Source organism: Nakamurella leprariae (assembly GCF_016918035.1).
Classification (GTDB): domain Bacteria; phylum Actinomycetota; class Actinomycetes; order Mycobacteriales; family Nakamurellaceae; genus Nakamurella; species Nakamurella leprariae.
In genome coordinates this window covers 25,424-45,097 of sequence record NZ_JAERWK010000017.1, presented here as the reverse complement: position 1 = coordinate 45,097, position 19,674 = coordinate 25,424, and the positions used below count along the sequence as shown (strand labels likewise).

Here is a 19,674-nt window from a genome sequence, read left to right as displayed (position 1 = left end):
ACCGTTCGCTCAGTGCTTCATCACCGCGATCATGTCCTTGACCCCCGCCGTGGGGAGGTAGGCCCGGGTGATCGCGATGCCGATCCGCGGCAGGTCGCCCTCGTTCCGGAAGGCCATGTACATCGGCTCCAGCCGCGGCTGGAACTTGCTCTTGAACGCGTGCAGCGACCGGAAGCCGTAGACCGGCTCGAGCGACTCACCCAGCTGGTCGAGGAACTTCTCCACCGACGATTCAGCCGACTCGTCGTCGGCCGAGCGGGCCAACGGCGCACCCGACAGCGAGATGAACTGCGCGCCCTCGGCCTTGAAGTGCAGGGCCGAGGAGGCCAGCAGGAACTCGATGGTGGCGCGGAACCCGCCGTCGGCCCGACGCATCAGGTCCAGCGTCCAGCCGACGATGACGCCGCCCTCGCCGTACACGGGCATCCACGAGGTCACGCCGTGGACCTTGCCGGCGCCGTCGACGGCCAGCCCGACCTTCACCTCGGGATCCAGCGCCTCGGTGACACCGCCGAGGGTGAAGCCCATCTCGGGCAGCTCCTTGTCCCCCAGCCACTCCTGCGACAGGTGCTCGACCTGTCGGACCATGCTCCAGGGCTCGTCGGCCAGGGAGACCATCGTGAACTGGATGCCCTCCTTGGGCGCCTTGTTCAGCGCCGTCCGGATGTCCTGCCACTTCTTGCCCTTGAACTCCAGGCCGGGTAGGTCGATGAGGTTGTCCTCGGCGACCTGGGCGCTCTGCCAGCCCAGCGCGTCGGTGACTTCGGTGGTGAGCCGGGTGCACGAGAAGATGTACGGCACCAGGCCCGAGTTGTCGCACAGCTGGACGAACTCGTTGATGGTCGTGGCGGCCGATCCGGGCGGCCCGACCGGATCGCCGAGCGCCACCGCGACGCCCGCGTGCTTGCGGAACGCGACGAAGCCCTCGCCGTCGGCGGTGACCATCTGCCGGTTCTCCGGCCAGGTCGTCATCCAGGACAGAGTGCTGCCGCCCCAGCGGCGCAGCAGGTCCTTGGCCTTCTCCGGGTCCGCGGTGCTCAGATTCCGCCGCCGCTTGCTGCGCCGGGGCACCCGGAACGCCTGACGACCGGCGATGAGCATGACCAGCAGCGCGACCCAGATCAGGGACGTGGCGAAGAGTTCGGGTGCGCCGTCGATCTCGATGTCCGCGTCGGGCACGAACGCCCCGATGATCAGGAACGTCACCACCAGAACCATGAGTAGCAGCGGCAACACGCAGAGCACGACGCCCCACCACCAGGCCCACCGGTACCCCTTGCGCAGCCCGTTCGCGATCAGCCCCGAGATCAGCAGCATCGGCAGCAGGTAGGTCCACGAGATCGGCTCGTCGCTGGTGGAGCCGAACGGGGTCAGCCGGTCGGGCAGGAAGTCGGCGAGCGCCTGCAGGACCGCCAGCAGCACGACGGCGACCATGGCCAGCAGGCGCAGCTCGTGCCGGGTGGGCAGGGCCCGCGCGGGGCGGGCGTGCGGGCCGGCCAGCTTGGACGAGAACGGCAGGCTCAGCAGCACGGCGACCAGGTGCTCGGCATCGGCCATCTGCCCGATGAACAGGATGGAGAAGCCGACGTAGACCCAGATGCCCAGCCGCAGCCGGAGTCGCCACGGCGGCCGAACGGTCGCGGTGGCCACGCTGAGCACGGCGAGCATGCCGGCGGAGAATCCGACGTCGGTCTCGGAGGCCCGCTCGGCCACCCAGCCCCAGCCGGAATCGCGGAAGACCAGGAAGACCAGCGCCACGATCAGGACCGCGGCGATCTGGTAGACGGTGCACAGCAGGGCCGTCCGGGCCGTGCCCAGGCGCCACTCGGCGAACCCGGTGAGCACGGCGAACACACCGGCCACGAACAGGTAGTACACGGGGTAGAGCGCGAAGAAGTTGCCCCAGATCAACGTGAGCCAGCGGCCGTCCTCGAACGCCGGCAGGCCGTAGGCGACGTGCGGGTAGATCGACTTCTGCTCGATCCCGCCCCACAGGGTGCCGAAGACGATCGACAGCACCATGGTGATGACGACGTAGCCGGTGGTGAACGGCAAGCGGGTCGCCAGCAGCAGTGGCCACGGCTTGCGCTTCGGCTCTCCGGCTGCGGCGGGCTCGGTGGCGGCCGACGCCGTCGCCGTGGCCGTGGCCGCTGCAGCCGTCGCCCCGGTGGGCGCCGGCGGTCCGGGATGGACGGCGGTGGTTCCGCCGCCGTCACCGGGATCGGGTCCGATCGCCCCGGGGTGTTGCTGGGTGTCACTCACGGTGGTTCTGCCTCCCCCTCGACCGCCGACCGGGCTGACGCGACGTCCGGCCCCACCATCGTTGCAGGTTGTAGCAAGATCGTCACCCTCTGCCACCGGATCCGGTCGACAACCCCGTACGGCGGTCCGGGAATGATCCGGGACGAGCATGGCGTCCCGCCGTCCGGCACGGAAGGGCCGCCCGGCATCTCCGGCCGTGATCACCCGCCACACCACCCCGACCAGCCCAGATGATGACGCACCGGCAGGATGTCCGGATGGATCTCGACGAGGTGGCCGACGAGCTGTACGGGCTGCCGCTGGACGAGTTCACCCCGACCCGCACCGAGCGGGAACGCCAGGCCAAGAGCGACGGTGACCAGCAGCTGGCCGGCGCGATCCGCCGGCTGACCAAACCGAACGTGGCCGCCTGGCTGACCAACCAACTCGTCCGGCAGCACCCCGACGAGATCGACCCGCTGCTGCAGCTCGGGGCCGGGCTCCGGGACGCCACTGCGGCGCTGAGCGGCGACCGGTTGCGCACGCTGGCCCGCGAGCAGCACCGGGTGGTGGCCGCGTTGGTGCAGCAGGCGCGGGCGCTGGCCAGGGACGCCGGGCAGGCGGTCAGTGAGGACACCGCCCGGGCGGTGCAGACGACCCTGCAGGCGGCGTTGGCCGATGAGGACGCCGCCGACGCGGTGCGCGCCGCCCGGCTCACCAAGCCCCTCGAGCACACCGGGTTCGGTGGCCTGAGCGGACTGGGCGACCGTGGCGCGAGCGGAGCTGCGACCCGATCGGATCGGCCCGGACGGACCGGCACCTCCGATGACTTCCCCGATGATTCCCCCGATGACAGCGCGGACGACCGCGCCGCGGCCCGCGAGCGGGACCGCGCCGAGCGGGAACTCGAGCAGGCGCGGCAAGCGGTCGCCGACGCCACCGAGCAGCGCTCCGAGGCCAGGGCCACGGCCCGGGCGGCGACCGACGCGGCCCGGGACGCCCGCGACGAGGTGGACCGCCTGGAGGACGCGTTGGCCTCCGCCCGACGGGACCTGACGCAGCGGGAACGGGAGCAGGCCCGCACCTCGTCGGCGCTCGACCGGGCCGAGCAGGCGCTCGCCGCCACCCAGGCCCGGGTGCGCGAACTGACATCCCCAGGAACACCCCGATCAACGAGCAGGAGACGCTGATGGCCCGCGCGATCTGGACCGGTGTGCTGAGCTTCGGGCTGGTCTCGGTGCCCGTCGGGCTGTACTCGGCCACCTCCGAGCACGAGATCCGCTTCCACCAGTTCGAAGCGGGCACCACCGACCGCATCCGGTACCAGCGGGTCAACGAGCGGACCGGCAAGGAGGTCGACTACGCCGACATCGTGCGCGGCACCGAGGTCGGGGAGGACGGCGAATTGGTGCTGCTGGACCAGGACGAGCTGGACTCGGTGGCGCCCGGGCGCTCCCGCTCGCTGGACATCGAGACGTTCGTCGACCTCGAGGACATCGACCCGATCCACTACCAGAAGACCTACTACCTGGGCCCGGCCACGCCCGAGTCGGCCAAGGTGTACGGCCTGCTGCGGGACGCCATGGCCAGGACCGACCGGGCCGCGATCGGCTCGTTCGTCATGCGCGGCAAGGAGTACCTGGCCACGGTCCGCGCCGACGGCGACCTGTTGCTGCTGCACACCATGTTCTTCGCCGACGAGATCCGCGACGCCGGCCAGGAACTGCCGGAACTGCCGAAGTCCGGCAAGGCGGGCAGCAAGGAACTGAAGATGGCCCAGCAGCTCATCGAGTCGATGACCGGCCGCTGGGACCCCGAGGACTACCGGGACACCTACACCGACCGCGTCGCCAAGCTGGTCAGGGACAAGGCCAAGGGCAGGACGGCCAAGGCGGCCAAGGCGGCGCCCGAGCCGACCGAGGTGGTCGACCTGCTGGAGGCGCTGCGACGCAGCGTGCAGGGGTCCAAGGGCGGCAGCTCGAAGTCGTCGAGCCGCTCCACTTCGGCGCGGAAGTCGACGTCCGGGACCGGCGCCAAGCGATCGACCTCCGGCTCGACGGCCAAGCAGTCGACGGCCAAGCAGTCGACGACGGGAACGAGTCGGAAGTCCACCACGGCGAAGTCGTCGAGCAGGCGGAGCAAGAAGGCGTCCTGAGGTCAGGTCACCCGCACCACCAGGTCGGCCCGGTGCGCGGTGGCCGCGATCAGATCGGCGTTGCGCTGGTCGGTGCCCAACGCCCAGGCCCACGCGTCCGCCGGTGACTTGCCGAACGCCTGGTGCCGGCGCACCAGGCGGTCCTGCCGGATGTCCTCGCCCGGTGCCAGGTACCAGACCGCGTCGAGCAGCGCGCGGGCCCGGGGCCAGGCACCGTGGTCCAGCAGCAGATAGTTGCCCTCGGTGACCACCAATGGCACGTCCGGCGGGACCGGGACGGCCGAGCCGATCGGCTCCTCGATCTCCCGACGGAACTCCGGCGCGTAGACGGTCTCCGCTGCGCCGGGCCCGCCGCGGGCGGATCGGTGCAGCCGGACGAGCAGCCCGACGTAGCCGGCTGCGTCGAAGGTGTCGTGGGCGCCCTTGCGGTCCCGGCGGCCCAGGGCCTCGAGGACGACGTTGGCCAGGTGGTAGCCGTCCATGGCCACCAGCACCGCGGTGTCCGGGCCGAGAGCGTCCACGATCTCCGCGGCCACCGTCGACTTGCCGGCGCCGGGCGCCCCGGTGATCCCGAGGATGCTGCGCCCGCCGGGGACCGCGAGGGCGCGAGCCCGCTCCACCAGGTCGGTGATCGGCAGCGCCACCGGGGACGGCACCTCAGACGGCTCGGTCACCGGATCACCGACTCCCCCGCCGGAGCTCGTCCAGCCAGTCGCGCGGCCCGACGCTCGCGACGCGACGCGCCGCGATCCGGGCGGCCCGGGTCAGTCGGTCCGCATCGCTCATCTCCGGGTGGGCGCGGAAGAAGGCGTGGGCACCGTGCAGCGCGTCGCCGGCGCCCAGGGTGTCGACCGCCTCGACCGCCGGCACGGCGACCTCGCCGCCGCGCTCGCCGCGCCACCACATGATCGGATCGGATCCGTGGGTCACGGCGACCAGCCGCTCCGCTCCCGGCTGCGCGCGCAGGGCGGCGGCCGAGTCGTCGACCGTGCCGCGGCCCTCCCAGCGGAAGTCGGCCGAGCACACGACGTCGTCGGCGACCGGCACCAGTCGAGCGAAGACCGGCTTCCACCGACCGGCGTCCAGCACCACCGGGATGCCGGCGGCCGCCGCGGCGGTGGCCGCGGCGACCGCCAGATCGGGGTGGTGCCCGTCGACGAGCACCACATCGGCCGGCACCACCAGCGCCACCGGATCGGCCGGCGCGGGCACCGTCCGGGCGGTGGCGTCCATCGAGACCACCGACCGATCGCCACTGCCCTGCACCACCGTCACGGCTGAGATGGCCGGCGCGGCAGGATCATCCGGGATCAGGTCGACCACCTCGACGCCGGCCCGGACGAGATCGGCCCGGATCAGGTCGGCCACCGGCGAGACACCGAGCGCGGTGACCAGTCGGGCACGGCCACCCAGGGCGGCGAACACCACCGCCGCGTTCGCCGCCGGCCCACCCGCGGCGACGTCCTGCCGCGTGGCGGTGATCTTCTCGTTGCGGGCGGGTGGAGCCGTCACCCGGTGGACGATGTCGAGTGTGGCCAACCCGACGAAGACGCCCAGCGGGCGGGGTGTGTCACGAGCCACCGGCGCGTTCCCGCTCCGTCGGCTCGGTGGCGCCGGTCATCAGGGCCACGACCTCCGACATCGTCCGCTCGCTCGGCCGGACCACCGCGGCCCGCTGCCCGAGCCGGTGCACGTGGATCCGGTCGGCCACCTCGAACACGTGCGGCATGTCGTGACTGATGAGCACCACCGGCAGTCCCCGGTCACGCAACTGCTTGATCAGATCGACCACCTGCCCGGACTCGCGGACGCCCAGCGCGGCCGTCGGCTCGTCCATGATGATCACCCGTCGGCCGAAGGTGGCCGACCGGACCACGGCCACCCCCTGTCGCTGACCGCCGGACAGCGTCTCGACGGCCTGGCTCACCGACTTGATCCCGATCCGCAGATCGGCCAGGTGGTCGGCCGAGTCCTTGCGCATGGCCGGCATGTCGAGGCGGCGCAGCACCGAGCCCATGAAGCCCTTCCGGCGGATCTCCCGGCCGAGGTAGACGTTGCTGGCGATGTCCAGCGCTGGGATGACGGCCAGGTCCTGGTACACGGTCTCGATGCCGTGCGCCCGGGCGTCCCGGGTGGTGCGGAAGCTGACCGGCTGACCGTCCATCCGCAGCTCGCCGGAGTCCGGGACGACGGCCCCGGCCAGCACCTTGATGAGACTCGACTTGCCGGCCCCGTTGTCGCCGATGACCGCCAGCACCTCGGCCGGGTGCAACTCGAAGTCCGCGCCGTTGATGGCGGTGACGTTGCCGTACCGCTTGACCAACCCATGGGCCTCGAGCACCGGGACCACCGGCCGGGTGGCCGCACTCGTCCCGGTGCCGCTGATCGTCTCGGTCATCGGTTCCTCCTGCGGGCCAACTGGTCCAGCGCGACGGCGGCGATGACCAGGACCCCGGTGGCGATGTTCTGGTACAGGTTGTCCACGCCGGCCTGGGTCAGTCCGTTGCGCAGCACGCCGACGATGAGCGTCCCGACCAGGGTCCCCAGCACGCTGCCCCGGCCGCCGAACAGACTCGTACCGCCGATGACCACCGCGGTGATCGTCTCGAGATTGGCGTTCTGGTAGGCGTTCGGGTCCGCGTTGGGGATGCGACCGAGCGCCGCCCACGCCGCGATCGCCGCGATGACACCGGTGAGCACGTACACGCTCATCAGCACCCGGTTGCTGCGGATGCCGGACAGCCGGGCCGCCTCCGGGCTGCCACCGACGGCGTAGACGTGCTTGCCGCCGGCGGTCTGCGACAGCGCGTACCAGGCGACCGCATACACCAGCACCATGGCGACCACCCCGTAGGTGGTGACGAAGCCACCGATCCGGAACGTCTCTCCCAGCACGGTGAGTGGACCGTCAGGCACCTGGTAGGTGGCCGAACCGGCCACCAGCTGGGTCGTCGCGTACAGGATGGTGAAGGTGCCCAGGGTGACGATGAACGGTGGCAGTCGCAACGAGGTGACCAGCCCGCCGTTCACCGCCCCGATGAGCGCGCACAGCACGAGGACCACCAGCAGGGCCAGGAAGCTGCCGGAGGCGTCGTTGGTCCTGGCCATGACGATGGTGCCGAGCACGGCGACCGCGCCGATGGACAGGTCGATGCCGCCGGTCAGGATGATCAGCGTCTGGCCGACGGCCAGGATCCCGATGACCACCGACTGCTGCAGGATGAGCGACAGGTTCTGTGGTCGCAGGAACGAGTCGGTGATGATGCTGAAGACGACGATGGCGATGATCAGTGCGGCGAGCGGGCCGAGCAGGGGCTGCCGCAGCACGCCCGCCAGCGTCACCCGGCGGGCCGGGGGTGCCTCGGCCATGCGCTGCGCGGTGGGGGTTCCGGTCACGGATCCGTCCTCCCGGAGTGGTCGCAGGTGGTTGAGCCGGCCGGCCGGGGCCGATCGGCGCCGGCCGGCCGCGCACGGGTCGGAAGTCGGTCAGCCCCAGCAGTTCTCCGCACCCCAGGTGGTGTCCTCGGACTCCACGCCGTCCACCGGCTGGTCGGTGATGAGCTGCGAGCCGGTGTCGTTGAACCCGCTCGGCTTGGTCCCGTCGGCCGCGAACGCGATGACCGCGTCGACGCCCTGTTCGGCCATCCGGCTCGGGAACTGCATGACCGTCGCCCCGATGATGCCGTCGGCCACGTTCTGCACACCGGTGCAACTGCCGTCGATCGAGCCGATGGTGATCTGGTCGGTCAGGCCGGCCGACTCGATGGCCTGGTAGCCGCCGGCGGCGGCCGGTTCGTTGATGGTGTACAGCGCGTTGGCGTCCGGAGCGCGCTGCAGCAGGTTCTCCATCGCGGTCTGCGCCTTGGTCTGGTCGCCATTGGTGTTCTCCATGCCCAGGATCTCCGGGCTGTCGTTGGTCAGCCCCATCCCGGCGAGGAAGCCGTCGTGCCGGAAGGTGTCGACCGTGCCGCCCGGCGTCCCGTCCAGCATCAGCACCTTGGGCGAGGTGTCCCCCAACGTCGCCTTGACCCACTGGCCCTGCAACTCGCCGGCCTTGGTGTTGTCGGTGGCGAAGGTCGCGTCGACCGCGTCCTCGGGATCGGTCGCGGTGTCCAACGCGATGACCAGGATGCCCTGGTCCCGCGCCTGCTCGATGGCGTTGAGGATGCCGGTGGACGAGTTCGGCGTGATCAGGATGCCGTCGACGCCCTGGCTGACCAGGTTCTCGATGGCGGACACCTGGCCCTCGTTGTCACCGTCGAACTCACCGGCCAACGCGACCAGCTCGGCGCCCTGAGCCTCGGCCCGCGCCTGGGCCGTCTCCCGCATCGACACGAAGAACGGGTTCGAATCGGTCTTGGTGATCAGCCCGATGGTGACGCCGGCGCCCGCGTCCGGGTCTGGCGCGGAGGACGTCGCGCCTCCGGCCGCGGAACTGGCGGCGGACCCGGCGGCCGACGTGGCGGCCGAGGCGGCGGACGTGACGCTCGATCCGGCGTCGTCCGACCCGCCGCAGGCGATGGTGGTGACCAGGGCGACGACCAGGACACCGGCGAACAGTGACCGCCTCCGGCCGGCGGAGGACGGCCCGGACAGCTGCAGGGACATTTCGGGACTCCTTTGTCCGATGGTCCACGGGATAGCCCGACAGACGTGACGCACGTCACGGAGAACGCCACCGTAGGGTGAGGAAAGCGCTTGCGCAACCGGTTGCGAGCCCGCCTGGACGAGGTGACCCATGGAGCGCGGACGGACCATGGCCGATGTCGCCCGGGTCGCCGGCGTGTCCCTGTCGACGGTGTCGCACGTCGTCAACGGGACCCGGTCGGTGACCCCGGCGACCGAACAGCTGGTGCGGATCGCCATCGAGCAGCTGGGCTACCGACGCAACACGGTGGCCCGCGCGCTGGCCACCTCCCGGACGATGATGGTCGGGGTCTGCGTCCCGGTGACCGCGAACTCGACGTTCCCGGTCCTGGTGGACACGCTCGAGCAGCGGCTCACCGCACACGGATACACCGTGGTGCTGCACAACACTCGCGACGATCCCGCGGTCCAGCACCGGGTCATGACCCAGCTGCTGGACCTGCGCGCCGACGGCATCCTGCTCGCGCCGGCCCCCCGCCCGCACGGGCCGACGAACGGGTCCGTGAGCGGCGGTGACCCGGACGCCACGCTGGCCGTCCGGTCCGGGACCCCGCTGGTCCTGCTGGACCGCTTCTCGGCCGTGCCGTGCGACCAGGTCGCGTCCGAGGGGGCGACCGCGGTGGATCGGCTGACCACGCACCTGGCCGACCGTGGGCATCGGCGCATCGCCGTGGTGGGCGGCCTGCCGGGCCTGGCCACCACCGTCGACCGGCTCGACGGGCACCGTCGGGCCGTGATCCGACTCGGTCTGGACGACGATCCGCGCCTGGTGGTGGCCGGCGCGTCCGACGTCGAGGTGACCCGGACTGTCGTCCGAGACCTGTTCGCGTCCGCCGACCGGCCCACGGCGGTGGTTCCGACCAACAACGTGATGACCATCGGGACCATGCGCGGACTGGCCGATCTCGGGCTCGCGGTCCCGCAGGACGTGGCCCTCGCCTGCTTCGACGACTTCGAGTGGGCCGACGTGTTCACGCCCCGGCTGACCACCATGGGGCAGGACCTGGTCGGGATGGCGGACCGGGCGGTCGCGATGCTGCTGCAGCGGATCGCCGAGCCGGACGCCCCGCCGCGGCAGGAGCTGGTGCCCACCGACTTCCGGCACCGCGACTCCTGCGGGTGCGGAGCCACCCCGGGCTGACCTCGAGCTGGGTCGCCGCCCGATCCGCTGGGTACCACCAGCGGCATCACGGCCGCGCCGGGACGGCCCGTGCGGAACGAGACACCCATGACCGGCCGCTCCGTCCTGACCGGCGCGCTGATCGGGTGGGGGTGGCCGGGTCCATCGACGAGACGGTCTTCCATCAGCTGCTGCACTGGCGCCATGTCCACGACCGCTCCACCCCGGACGCCCGGCTTCCTGTTCGCCGACCTGCAGCGTCGGCGCGGCACCGTGCCCAAGCGGGTGTGGGCTGGGGCGGCTTCCAGGTCGGGGTGGACCCGATGCCGCACCGCCCGTCCGTGCCGGTGCGGGCTGGGCGTGCTGGTCGCCGCGGCCGCCGCCCACGACGTGCTGGCCAGGCTGCTGTACTCGCACGAGTTGCCGCGCGGCGCGGACGATCTCGCCGGACTGCGGTCCGGCCACCACCAGGCCGGCCACGGCGCCGAGCAGCATCCGTGCGGGGTCCTGATACGCCGGACGGTCAGCCGGTGACGGCGTAGGTCACCAGCAGCACTCCGCTGGCGAACGGCTGCGCTTCCCGGAGCTGCAGCTGCGGCGGGATCACCCCGTCCCGGAACAGCCGGCGCCCCCGGCCGACGACGACCGGATAGGTGAACAGCCGGAACTCGTCGACCAGTCCGGCGTCGATCAGGTCGTGCACCAGGCTGATACTGCCGGTCACGACGATCTCGCCGTCGCCGGTCTCCTTGAGTCGGCCCACCTGGTCGACGAGTGAGCCGGTCAGCACCGTCGTGTGCTCCCAGCCCGGGTCGGGCAGGCCGGCCCGGGTCACCACGTACTTGTCCACCCGGTTCAGGTGCGCGGTGACGCCGGTGGTGTCGTCGGTCTGGGCCGGCCAGTACCCGCGGAAGTCCTCGAACGTCTGCCGGCCGAGCAGCACCGCCTGCTCCACCGCCATGTGCCGGTCGCTGACGGCAGCGTGCTCCGGATCGATCTCCTCGTCGGGAGCGGACCAGTCCGTGACCATCTCGACGACGCCGTCCACGGTGATGTTCTCGGTGACGACCAGGCGGGCAGGCATGGGCGACCTCTCAGCTCGGTCGGTGATGATGTGGGCGGTGATGATCGGTGTCGGTCCGGTTGTCCGGACCGCGGGGCTACCGGTTGCGGCCGCGGGCGTACCAGGCCACCAGCCCGGCTCCGGCCGAGACCCCGGCGGCCGCCCTGGCCACCGCCGTCCGCTCCGGCACCCGGGCCGTCGGTGGCCGCCAGGGCCGGTGCACGGCGCCGTCCGGCGACCAGCCCAGCTCCCGCAGCGTGTTGAGGGCCATCATCCCGATGAACATCGGGTTGGGGTTGGCCCCGCCCACGTCGAGTTCGCCCAGCAGGCGGGTGTAGTCGCCGACGAAGTCGGCCGGCGGCAGCTCGGCGTGGTGCGCGACCAGCTCCGCCGACCGGCTCTGCAGGGTCGCGGCCTGCTCGAGCAGGGTGGCCAGCCGGGCCGCCGCCTGCTGCGCGTCCTCGACGCCCGGGGTGTGCCCGTCGGTCAGGGTGGTGACGACGCCGTCGTCGATCATCGTGGCGGCGGCGGCCCAGGTCTCGGTCAGCTTGAGCTGGTCGGCGTCGACCATCACCCCGCAGGCGCCGTTCGGCTCGTCACCCAGGTGCAGCACCCCGGCGTCCCGCAGGTGCACCACGACGTGACCGGCGCAGTGGCCCTGGCTGCGCAGCACCCGGACCGCCCCGTCGGCGAAGGTCCACCCGGTGGACCGCTGCGACCCGATGCGGATCGACTCCAGCGGCAGCTCCTCGAACGTGCGGGTGGTCCGGCCGAACGGCGTCATCGGCTGGAAGAGCGAGACCACCTTCGATGCCACGACGGCCGGTTGCGCCGGCATGGGCACCACCCCCGCCACCCGGTCGAACACCCGCTCCCAGTAGTCGCGCGGATCCTGCATCTGCGCGACGTCCCGCGCCGGGACGAAGTGCGTCACGGTGCCGCCGCGGCCCCGTTGCGCCACCAGGTCGTCGACCAGGTCGTTGTTGCCGATGTGGTCGACGTGCCCGTGACTGGTCAGCAGCAGCAGGTCCGTCCAGTCACCGACGGTGGTCACCGCCCGGCGCAGCGCGTCGCGGAACGCGGTGGTCACCCCGGTGTCCACCATGACCAGCAGCTCACCGACCCGGTGGATCAGGGCGTTGCCGACATCGGGTTGGTTGCGGGCGATGACCATCTCCTGGCCCACCACCAGCACCGTCCGGTCGTCGATCCTGATCACGTCGCCGAGCGCCACACGGGCCTCCTCGTCCCCGGCCCGCATCCCACGAGGGACTCCGGGCCGCCGATCACTGCCGCGCCCACTGTGTCGGTGATCGATCCGTCAGACAAGGGCATGGAACAGACAAGGGGATGGAACAGACAAGGGGGCGGCGTCCGCGCGGAGCTACCGTGGACGCGGTGAAGACCTTCAGCCGGGGCCGGTTGACCTTCCCCGTGCGCGACAGCGGTGATCGTGGTGGTGATCGGGGTGCGCCGATCGCGGTGCTGCTGCACGGGTTCCCGCAGGACCCGGCCAGCTGGGACCGGGTCACCGACGGTCTGGTCGCCGCCGGGTGGCGGACGCTGGTCCCGACTCAGCGCGGGTACGCCGAGACGGCCCGCCCGTCCGGGCGCTGGGCGTACCGGATCAGCGAGCTGGTCGCCGACGTGGTGACGCTGATCGACACCAGCGGCGCCGACCGGGTGCACCTGGTCGGGCACGACTGGGGCGGCGGGGTCGCCTGGGCGACCGCGGCGGCGGTGCCCGAGCGGCTCTCCGGGCTGACCGTGCTGTCCACCCCGCACCCCGGTGCGCTGGCCCGGTCGCTGGTCACCAGCGGCCAGGCGCTGCGCTCCTGGTACATGGGCTTCTTCCAGCTGCCGGTGCTGCCCGAGCTCGCCCTGTCCCGCACGCTGCGCGACACGCTGACCGCCGGCCCGGACGGTCTGCCGCCGGAGGTGGCGGACCGGCTCACCGCGATGATGGCCGATCCCGCGACCCGCACGGCCGCGATCAACTGGTACCGCGGCGGGCTGTTCAGCCTGTTCGACCGGGTCGGCCCCGCGCGGGTGCCGACCACGTACGTGTGGGGTTCGGACGACCCCTTCCTGGGGCGCGCGGCCGCCGAGCACACCGGTGACCACGTCGAGGCGCCGTACCGGTTCGTCGAGCTCGACGCCGGCCACTGGCTGCCCGAGCTGCATCCGGACGCGGTGGTGCGGGCGGTACTCGATCCGCCGACCGACCGGCTCGGCGACCAGGACGCACCGGCCGAGGAGACGGGATGACCACTGCTGTGCCCTCGTCCGCGGACGTGGTGGTGATCGGTGCCAGCCTGGCCGGACTGTTCGCCGCGGCGGCCGCAGCCGGCTCCGGACGGTCCGTCGTCCTGCTCGAGCGGGACGACCTGCCGGACGAGGCCGTGCCCCGGCCAGGCGTGCCGCAGGGCCGCCAGCCGCACGTGCTGCTGCACCGTGGCCTGCTGGCCATGGGCGAGCTGCTGCCCGGCATCCGGACCGACCTGGTCGCGGCCGGCGGCGTGCCGGTGGACACGGGCATGCTGGCCTGGCTGGACCCACGCGGCTGGTCGGTGCACGAGCCCGGCCTCGAGGTGGTCTCCGCGACCCGTCCTCTGGTCGAACACGTGGTTCGGCAACGGGTGCTGGCGCTGCCCGGCGTGCGGATCGTCGACCGCAGCAGAGTCCGGTCGGTGGCCCGGACCGCCGGCGCCTGGTCGGTCACCGTACTGGGCCAGGACGGCGAGAGCCGTTGGCACACCGGCATCGTGGTCGACGCGTCCGGTCGTTCCTCGCGGCTGCCGGTCTGGCTCGAGGAGCTGCACGTCCGACCCGCGACGGTGACCGAGTTGGACGCCGGCGTCGGGTACGCGAGCCGTCGGTACCAGGGCGGCCCGGACCCGCGGGAGCTGGCCGGGGTGGTGGTCGCGGCCACCCCGGGATCACCGCGCGGTGGGCTGGCCCTGCCGGTGGAGGGCGGCGGCTGGCTGATCGGCGCGGTCGGGCTCGGCGAGCACCGGCCACCCCGGGACGCGGCCGGGTTCGACGACTTCCTGCACGCCATGCGCGATCCGGTGCTGGCCGACCTGGCCGCGGGCGCCGATTCGGCCGGGCCGGTGGCCGTCCACCGGCAGACCGAGAACCGCCGGCGTGCGTATCATCTGGTGCCTCACTGGCCCGACGACCTGGTGCCGCTGGGCGACTCGTTCTGCGCATTCAACCCGGTCTACGGGCAGGACATCACGGTCGCGGCCCGGGAGGCCGTGCTGCTGCACCGGTCGCTGAGCAGCGACTCCCGCCCGGGCCGGACCTCCCGGTTGCTCCGGGACTTCGCCGTCGAGACCCTGCTGCCCTGGTCCATGGCCACCGGGGCCGACGCCCAGCTGGCCGGGACCGCGGAGCGGCTCGGACCGATGAGCGGGGTGCAGGCCGCGCTGCGCTGGTGGGTCGGCGAGGTGGCCCGGCTGGCCGTGCACGGCGACCGCCGGGCCGGCCGGGCGATCAACCGGACCTTCCACCTGATGGGCTCACCGCTCGACCTGCTCCACCCGGCACTGGCCGCCAACGCGCTGCGGACCCGGCTCATCGGCGCCCCGGCCAACCCCCGCCCAGCGGCGGTCCGCGCCCTGGCCACTCCGTAACGCCGGACGCCCACGATATGGTTGATTCATCAACTCGGTCGCGGGAGGACCTCCATGCCGGAACACGGGCAGCCAGTACGGCGCCTCGGATTCCTGACCATCGGGCTGTTCGACAGCGCCGATCCCAGCCCGGGGCACGAGTCCACCCTGGCGATCATCGAACTCGGTGAGCAGCTGGGCTTCGACTCCGCCTGGCTGCGCCACCGGCACCTCCAGTACGGCATCTCGTCGCCGATCGCGATGATGGCGGCCGCGTCCCAACGCACGTCCCGCATCGAACTCGGCACCGCGGTCACCCCGCTGGGGTGGGAGAACCCGCTGCGACTGGCCGAGGACCTGGCCACGGTGGACGTGCTGTCCGGTGGTCGGATCAACCCCGGCGTCAGCGTCGGCCTGCCGATGCGCTGGGACGACGTCCGCGAGGCGCTCTACCCGGACACCGCCGACGCCGAGGACTTCGGCTACCAGCGGGTCGAGCGGTTGCTGCGGTTCGTCCGCGGCGAGCGCGTCTCGGGCTTCCGCGGCACCGAGGGCATCGAGGTCTTCTCCGACCGGGTGGAGCCGCACTCGCCGGGTCTGATCGACCGCATGTGGTACGGCGCGGCCAGCACCACGTCGGCGCGGTGGGCCGGTGAGCACGGGCTGAACCTGTTGTCCAGCAGCGTGGTCCGGGCCGAGGGCGAGCCGGACGTCGACGGCGCGTTCGACTTCGCCACCATCCAGCGGCGGCAGATCGACGCCTTCCGGGACACGAATCCGACCGGGCGGGTGTCGCACGGCCTGGTGATCATCCCGACCGACTCGGCGACACCGGACCAGATCGCCCGGTACCGGGCCTACGTGGACGCGCGGACCCCGCGGACGGCGGCCCCGCAGGGGCCTGGCCGGATGCTGTTCGCCCGGGACCTGCTGGGGCCGTCCGAGCAGCTGGCCGACCAGCTCTGGGCCCACGCCGGCTTCCGGGGCGCCGACGAGGTGACGGTCGCGCTGCCCTTCAGCTTCGACCATGACGACCACGTGCAGATCCTCACCGACCTGGCCACGCGGCTGGGACCGACGCTGGGCTGGCAGCCGGCCGGCTGAGTCGCCGCGTTCAGGACCAGTGCGACGGCCGCCGCAGCCGCGACGGCAACCGGGTGGCCCGGCTGCCGCGGGCCGCGTTGACCTGCATCTGGGTGAGGTAGAGGGCCGTCGACAGATCGGCATCGGACAGATCGGTGTTGCGGAGGTCGGCGCCGATCAGGTCGGCCTCCCGCAGGTCGCAGCCGCGCAGATCAGCGGCGATGAGCCGGGCGCCGCGCAGGTCCACCCCCCGCAGGTCCTGTCCGGACAGGTCGGCGCCCATCAGGTCGGCCCCGGGCTGCGCCCTGCGCCCGGCGCGGGTCGGCCGGCGCCCGGTGCGGACGCCCGCCCGGACCAGCGCGCTGGCCCGGATCAGCACCTCCCGGACCCGCTCGCGTTCTCCGGTCAGGTCGCTGCGCATGATCTCTTCGGCGCTGCGGCGGGTGAGCGCGTCGATGTGCTCGTACGCCCGGTCCAGCTCGGTGTGCAGCGCGGACGCCGCCGGCCGGGCCAGCGCGTCGACGACGTACCAGAGCAGCTCGTGCAGCGGCCGCATCACGTGGAACGTGGCGAACATGAACTCCCGGTCGGCGTCCTCGTCGCGCCAGTCGCGGCCGGCGAAGGTCAGCTGGGTGACCTTCTGCCCGGCGCCCTGGCAGTCGAAGACGGTGCAGCCCGGGAATCCACGCTCGCGCAGTTGCGCGTGGATGCCGCAGCCGAAGTCCTCCTGCAGGTTGCGGCACGGCTCACCGGCGTCCTTGTCGAACGCGAACCCGCCCATCTTGACGAACGCCAAGGCCACGCAGCACAGGCCGGCGCAGTTGCCGCAGTCGGCGTGCAGCTGCGCCGCGCGGTCGTCGGCCCCACCCGGCTCGACAGGAGCCGGATCGGTCAGGACGGGGAGCGGCAGGCGGGTCACTGGTCCCAGTGTGCGCTACCGCAGGAACGTCTCCGGATCGAAGGCGTCGAGCTCGATCACCCGGATCCGCGGCAGTCGCTGGTTGAACGCCGCGATGTCGTCCTCCAGGTCGATCATCTCCATGCCCTGCTCGGTGAGCTCGGAGTACGCCCCGGCCATGTGCTCGGTGAACCCGGCCAGGCCGATGCGGCGCACCCCGTCGACCAGCGGCCGCAGGTTGGGGATGAAGTCCTTGTCGTGACTGACCAGCAGGATGTCGCCGTCACGGTCGTTGAGCGCGTCCAAGGTGCGCTGGATGGCGACGTCGACGACCTTGACCGTGCTCGGTCCGGCCAACGGGATCGGGGTGTAGCCGGCGCCGACCAGCGCCTGCACGAACGGGCCCGGGATGCTCCGGTTCGGCACGTTCAGGAAGAACAGACCGCTGGGCGTACCGCCCCAGTGCTGTTGGGCCCACTGCAGCAGTCGCTCCCACCGCGGACGCTCGTCCGACTGGGGGCGGCGACCGAGGATGGTGACGCCGAGGGTGGCGTCGATGTTCTCCCCGTCGACGAGGACGTAGATGCGGCGGTCCTGTGAGCTCACCCGGTCACCTTCGCAGGCCGCACCCGCTCCAGGCCAGCAAGGGCCCGGCGTGGTCAGCTCCGCGGCGGTCGCCGGCCCGGATCCCGGCCGCCCAGGCCGTTGAGCCGATCGAGCACCGGAACGTCCGCCGGGACCCGGGACCACCGGCCCGAGCAGTTGCGGCGCCCGCGGCTGGTCGACCAGGAAGTCCGCGCAGGCCCGGACGGCGCCCGGGTCGGCGGTGTCCGGCTGACCGGTGGCCACGGCCAGCTCCCAGCCATGCAGCACGATCTCGTCCAGCGCGAAGATGCCGGCGTCGGCAGCGGCCAGCGGCACCCCGCCGGCCTGCGTCCGGCGGTGAGGTCGGGGGCATGCCGGTCAGTGTGATCGGTTGACGGCTCGGCGCCCGGGTACCGCTGGTGCGAGCATGGAACCCGAGCCGTCGATCAGGGGAGGTCGGAATGCCTGCGAACGAGGAAGAGCTACCGGGAACGCTCGAGCGGTCACCAAAGAAGGTGCAGCACGCCTACGAGGAGACCCTCGACTCCGCGCACGAGCAGTACGACAGCGAACAACAGGCCCATCGCGTGGCCTGGGGATCGGTGAAGAACATCGCCGAGAAGGTCGGCGACCACTGGGAGCTCAAGGACGAGACGGGTCCGTCCGACTCCCGCTCGAAGCAGCCGCAGCACAAGAAGATCAAGGGCGAGGGCGAGACCTACGGCGGCATCGACGTGGAGGGCAACACCCGCGACGAGCTCGTCGAGCGGGCCAAGAAGGCCGGCGTGAAGGGCTACTCGTCGATGAACAAGCACGAGCTGGGCAAGGCGCTGCAGCGCAAGCAGGGCTGACCCGTCCGTGACGGGCACGAATGACCGCCCCGGACCGACGACCTCGGCATCGACCTGGCCGACGGTGCCGACGGGCCGGTGTTCCGATGGCTGGTCGTCTGCCTGCTGTTCAGCGCGCGGATCAACCAGGACCTCGCGGCCGGCGCCTGGCGGCAGCTCGACGACGACGGGTTGCTCGCCCCGCGCACGCTGGCCGACGCGAACTGGCAGCACGTGGTGCGGCTGCTCGCCGCGGGCGGCTACCGCCGCTTCGACGACTCGACCGCCCGTGAGCTGATCCAGCTGGGCCGGGACGTCCTCGAGCGGTACGACGGCAGCATCGGGCGGATCAAGGACACCGACGGGGGACTGCGTCGCGGCGGCAGGTGTCCTGGAAGGGCCAGGAGTTCGAGGGCATCGGCCCGACGGGCGCGGAGATCTTCCTGCGGGAGGTGGCTCCCGTCTGGGGACTGTGAGTCGTCGCCGTCGAGTTTCGCCGGTGCGCGCACTGTCCGTCGATCAGAACTGGACGGCGCTGACCCCGAGACTCACTGCGACCACCATGGTCGCCATCACCACCGCGGGGAGCACCTCGTCCCGGCCGACGATGTCGCGCATGTGCCGGCTGCGGATGATCAGCAGGTCGATCAGCCAGACCAGCACCAGCAGGCCGATCAGGCCGGCCACGGCGGTGACGGCGAAGCCGGCCAGGCCGGCGCCCCACCCCATGAAGTCGCCGGAGATGGCGGTCCGCAGCACCAGGCCCAGGCCGATCAACACCCCTGCGGTCATCACCGCGGTGGCCAGGTTGCTGCCCTGCGGCCGCACGTGCCGGCCGAACGGGCCGATCGTCATCATCACCACGTGCGCGAGCAGCAGCGCGACCAGGCCGAGCGCGGCGAACACCAGGCTCGAGGCGATCGCGGTCCCGATGGACGGCGCCGTCCCGCTCAGCGCGGCGTGGAACACCAGTCCGGCCGCGACCAGGAAGCCGCCCTGCACGACCGCCGCCGGCAACGCGGCCGACCCGGCCGACGCGCTCGGCGCAGGTCCTACCCCGAGCACCCGGTTGCCCACGGCCCCGAGCGCGAGCAGCACCACGAGGATGCCGACACCCCACCCGGCCAACGTGCCGAGCTCGCTCCAGAACGCGCCGGTGGTGTACCCGAGCAGCGGCACCATCGCGATGGCCTGCGCCGCTACCAGCGCGATGCGGACGACGGCGTACGGCACGTTCCGCCGGGTGAACAGCTCCTGCTCGTCGTCGACGTGCGTCAACGCGTTGATCAACTCCCACAGCGCGGCCAGCAGGCCGACGAAGAGCAGGATCTTGAGTCCGGCGAGGCCCCACGACTCCCAGTCCGGCAGCACGTACGGCTGATCGGTGATCATGTCGGTCAACGAGGTCCTGTCCTTGGGGTCGGCTGGGTCAGTC

General features: G+C 72.1%; 19 protein-coding genes. 8 read left to right on the top strand and 11 right to left on the bottom strand.

Annotation, left to right across the window (positions count from 1 at the left end):
• Nucleotides 1–9: 9 nt before the first annotated feature.
• Nucleotides 10–2,262 carry a bifunctional lysylphosphatidylglycerol flippase/synthetase MprF gene (locus tag JL106_RS22130; RefSeq protein WP_205261333.1) on the bottom strand — a complete coding sequence of 751 codons (2,253 nt, stop codon included), beginning with the start codon at nt 2,260–2,262 and terminating at the stop codon, nt 10–12.
• A gap of 257 nt (nt 2,263–2,519) precedes the next feature.
• Here JL106_RS22130 and JL106_RS13905 point away from each other — a divergent pair, with 257 nt between their 5' ends.
• Together JL106_RS13905 and ku are read left to right on the top strand one after the other, a co-directional pair.
• Nucleotides 2,520–3,431: a hypothetical protein gene (locus JL106_RS13905; RefSeq protein WP_205261332.1), complete on the top strand. Its 912-nt coding sequence runs from the start codon at nt 2,520–2,522 to the stop codon at nt 3,429–3,431.
• Nucleotides 3,431–4,396, top strand: coding sequence for a non-homologous end joining protein Ku (ku, locus tag JL106_RS13900; RefSeq protein ID WP_205261331.1), 966 nt, complete (start codon nt 3,431–3,433; stop codon nt 4,394–4,396). The genes JL106_RS13905 and ku overlap by 1 nt, the downstream gene beginning before the upstream one ends.
• Nucleotides 4,397–4,398: 2 nt before the next feature.
• Here ku and JL106_RS13895 read toward each other — a convergent pair whose 3' ends face one another.
• The 5 genes from JL106_RS13895 to JL106_RS13875 all read right to left on the bottom strand — a co-directional run bounded on the left by JL106_RS13895 (nt 4,399) and on the right by JL106_RS13875 (nt 9,004).
• The gene (locus JL106_RS13895; protein ID WP_328842380.1) at nt 4,399–5,070 is read right to left on the bottom strand and encodes a nucleoside/nucleotide kinase family protein; all 672 of its coding nucleotides are present in this window, start codon (nt 5,068–5,070) and stop codon (nt 4,399–4,401) included.
• A gap of 4 nt (nt 5,071–5,074) precedes the next feature.
• Nucleotides 5,075–5,977 carry a PfkB family carbohydrate kinase gene (locus tag JL106_RS13890; protein ID WP_205261330.1) on the bottom strand — a complete coding sequence of 301 codons (903 nt, stop codon included), beginning with the start codon at nt 5,975–5,977 and terminating at the stop codon, nt 5,075–5,077.
• Nucleotides 5,967–6,794, bottom strand: a complete 828-nt coding sequence (locus tag JL106_RS13885) for an ATP-binding cassette domain-containing protein (protein WP_205261329.1) — start codon at nt 6,792–6,794, stop codon at nt 5,967–5,969. Before JL106_RS13885 ends, JL106_RS13890 begins: the two co-directional genes overlap by 11 nt.
• Entirely contained in the window at nt 6,791–7,765 is a 975-nt protein-coding gene (locus JL106_RS13880) for an ABC transporter permease (RefSeq protein ID WP_205261365.1), read from the bottom strand. Before JL106_RS13880 ends, JL106_RS13885 begins: the two co-directional genes overlap by 4 nt.
• A 117-nt stretch (nt 7,766–7,882) precedes the next feature.
• A complete protein-coding gene (locus JL106_RS13875; RefSeq protein ID WP_205261328.1) occupies nt 7,883–9,004 on the bottom strand; it encodes a substrate-binding domain-containing protein in 1,122 nt (373 codons plus the stop codon).
• A gap of 130 nt (nt 9,005–9,134) precedes the next feature.
• Here JL106_RS13875 and JL106_RS13870 point away from each other — a divergent pair, with 130 nt between their 5' ends.
• Both JL106_RS13870 and JL106_RS13865 read left to right on the top strand, forming a co-directional pair.
• Entirely contained in the window at nt 9,135–10,184 is a 1,050-nt protein-coding gene (locus JL106_RS13870) for a LacI family DNA-binding transcriptional regulator (protein WP_205261327.1), read from the top strand.
• 183 nt (nt 10,185–10,367) lie between these two features.
• On the top strand, nt 10,368–10,697 hold the full coding sequence (locus tag JL106_RS13865) for a hypothetical protein (protein ID WP_205261326.1): 330 nt from the start codon (nt 10,368–10,370) through the stop codon (nt 10,695–10,697).
• Here JL106_RS13865 and JL106_RS13860 read toward each other — a convergent pair.
• Together JL106_RS13860 and JL106_RS13855 are read right to left on the bottom strand one after the other, a co-directional pair.
• On the bottom strand, nt 10,687–11,247 hold the full coding sequence (locus JL106_RS13860) for a dihydrofolate reductase family protein (protein ID WP_205261325.1): 561 nt from the start codon (nt 11,245–11,247) through the stop codon (nt 10,687–10,689). The two genes, JL106_RS13865 and JL106_RS13860, sit on opposite strands and share 11 nt — an antisense overlap.
• Nucleotides 11,248–11,323: 76 nt before the next feature.
• On the bottom strand, nt 11,324–12,460 hold the full coding sequence (locus tag JL106_RS13855) for an MBL fold metallo-hydrolase (protein ID WP_205261324.1): 1,137 nt from the start codon (nt 12,458–12,460) through the stop codon (nt 11,324–11,326).
• Nucleotides 12,461–12,624: 164 nt separating this feature from the next.
• Between JL106_RS13855 and JL106_RS13850 the strand changes: the two genes are divergently transcribed.
• The 3 genes from JL106_RS13850 to JL106_RS13840 are packed head-to-tail and all read left to right on the top strand — an operon-like array spanning nt 12,625 to nt 15,947.
• Nucleotides 12,625–13,494 carry an alpha/beta fold hydrolase gene (locus JL106_RS13850; RefSeq protein WP_205261323.1) on the top strand — a complete coding sequence of 290 codons (870 nt, stop codon included), beginning with the start codon at nt 12,625–12,627 and terminating at the stop codon, nt 13,492–13,494.
• Nucleotides 13,491–14,864: an NAD(P)/FAD-dependent oxidoreductase gene (locus tag JL106_RS21670; RefSeq protein WP_205261322.1), complete on the top strand. Its 1,374-nt coding sequence runs from the start codon at nt 13,491–13,493 to the stop codon at nt 14,862–14,864. The genes JL106_RS13850 and JL106_RS21670 overlap by 4 nt, the downstream gene beginning before the upstream one ends.
• A 54-nt stretch (nt 14,865–14,918) precedes the next feature.
• A complete protein-coding gene (locus JL106_RS13840) occupies nt 14,919–15,947 on the top strand; it encodes an LLM class flavin-dependent oxidoreductase (RefSeq protein ID WP_205261321.1) in 1,029 nt (342 codons plus the stop codon).
• A 10-nt stretch (nt 15,948–15,957) separates the two neighbouring features.
• Here the strand turns inward: JL106_RS13840 and JL106_RS13835 are convergent, their stop codons facing one another.
• Complete coding sequence (locus JL106_RS13835; protein WP_328842374.1) at nt 15,958–16,845, bottom strand: pentapeptide repeat-containing protein; 888 nt, start codon at nt 16,843–16,845, stop codon at nt 15,958–15,960.
• 15 nt (nt 16,846–16,860) lie between these two features.
• A complete protein-coding gene (locus JL106_RS13830) occupies nt 16,861–17,745 on the bottom strand; it encodes a hypothetical protein (RefSeq protein ID WP_205261320.1) in 885 nt (294 codons plus the stop codon).
• A gap of 125 nt (nt 17,746–17,870) precedes the next feature.
• On the opposite strand from JL106_RS13830, the gene JL106_RS13825 reads away from it, so the two are divergent.
• Nucleotides 17,871–18,260, top strand: a complete 390-nt coding sequence (locus tag JL106_RS13825) for a ChaB family protein (protein ID WP_205261319.1) — start codon at nt 17,871–17,873, stop codon at nt 18,258–18,260.
• 498 nt (nt 18,261–18,758) lie between these two features.
• Here the strand turns inward: JL106_RS13825 and JL106_RS13820 are convergent, their stop codons facing one another.
• A complete protein-coding gene (locus JL106_RS13820; RefSeq protein ID WP_456238373.1) occupies nt 18,759–19,631 on the bottom strand; it encodes a DUF350 domain-containing protein in 873 nt (290 codons plus the stop codon).
• Nucleotides 19,632–19,674: the final 43 nt, after the last annotated feature.

Excerpts from the sequence above, each read along its gene's own strand:
- JL106_RS13905 (WP_205261332.1), top strand. The coding sequence starts at position 2,520 with ATGGATCTCGACGAGGTGGCCGACGAGCTGTACGGGCTGCCGCTGGAC.
- ku (WP_205261331.1), top strand. The coding sequence starts at position 3,431 with ATGGCCCGCGCGATCTGGACCGGTGTGCTGAGCTTCGGGCTGGTCTCG.
- JL106_RS13885 (WP_205261329.1), bottom strand. The coding sequence starts at position 6,794 with ATGACCGAGACGATCAGCGGCACCGGGACGAGTGCGGCCACCCGGCCG.
- JL106_RS13880 (WP_205261365.1), bottom strand. The coding sequence starts at position 7,765 with ATGGCCGAGGCACCCCCGGCCCGCCGGGTGACGCTGGCGGGCGTGCTG.
- JL106_RS13875 (WP_205261328.1), bottom strand. The coding sequence starts at position 9,004 with ATGTCCCTGCAGCTGTCCGGGCCGTCCTCCGCCGGCCGGAGGCGGTCA.
- JL106_RS13870 (WP_205261327.1), top strand. The coding sequence starts at position 9,135 with ATGGAGCGCGGACGGACCATGGCCGATGTCGCCCGGGTCGCCGGCGTG.
- JL106_RS13865 (WP_205261326.1), top strand. The coding sequence starts at position 10,368 with ATGTCCACGACCGCTCCACCCCGGACGCCCGGCTTCCTGTTCGCCGAC.
- JL106_RS13860 (WP_205261325.1), bottom strand. The coding sequence starts at position 11,247 with ATGCCTGCCCGCCTGGTCGTCACCGAGAACATCACCGTGGACGGCGTC.
- JL106_RS21670 (WP_205261322.1), top strand. The coding sequence starts at position 13,491 with ATGACCACTGCTGTGCCCTCGTCCGCGGACGTGGTGGTGATCGGTGCC.
- JL106_RS13840 (WP_205261321.1), top strand. The coding sequence starts at position 14,919 with ATGCCGGAACACGGGCAGCCAGTACGGCGCCTCGGATTCCTGACCATC.
- JL106_RS13825 (WP_205261319.1), top strand. The coding sequence starts at position 17,871 with ATGCCTGCGAACGAGGAAGAGCTACCGGGAACGCTCGAGCGGTCACCA.
- JL106_RS13820 (WP_456238373.1), bottom strand. The coding sequence starts at position 19,631 with ATGATCACCGATCAGCCGTACGTGCTGCCGGACTGGGAGTCGTGGGGC.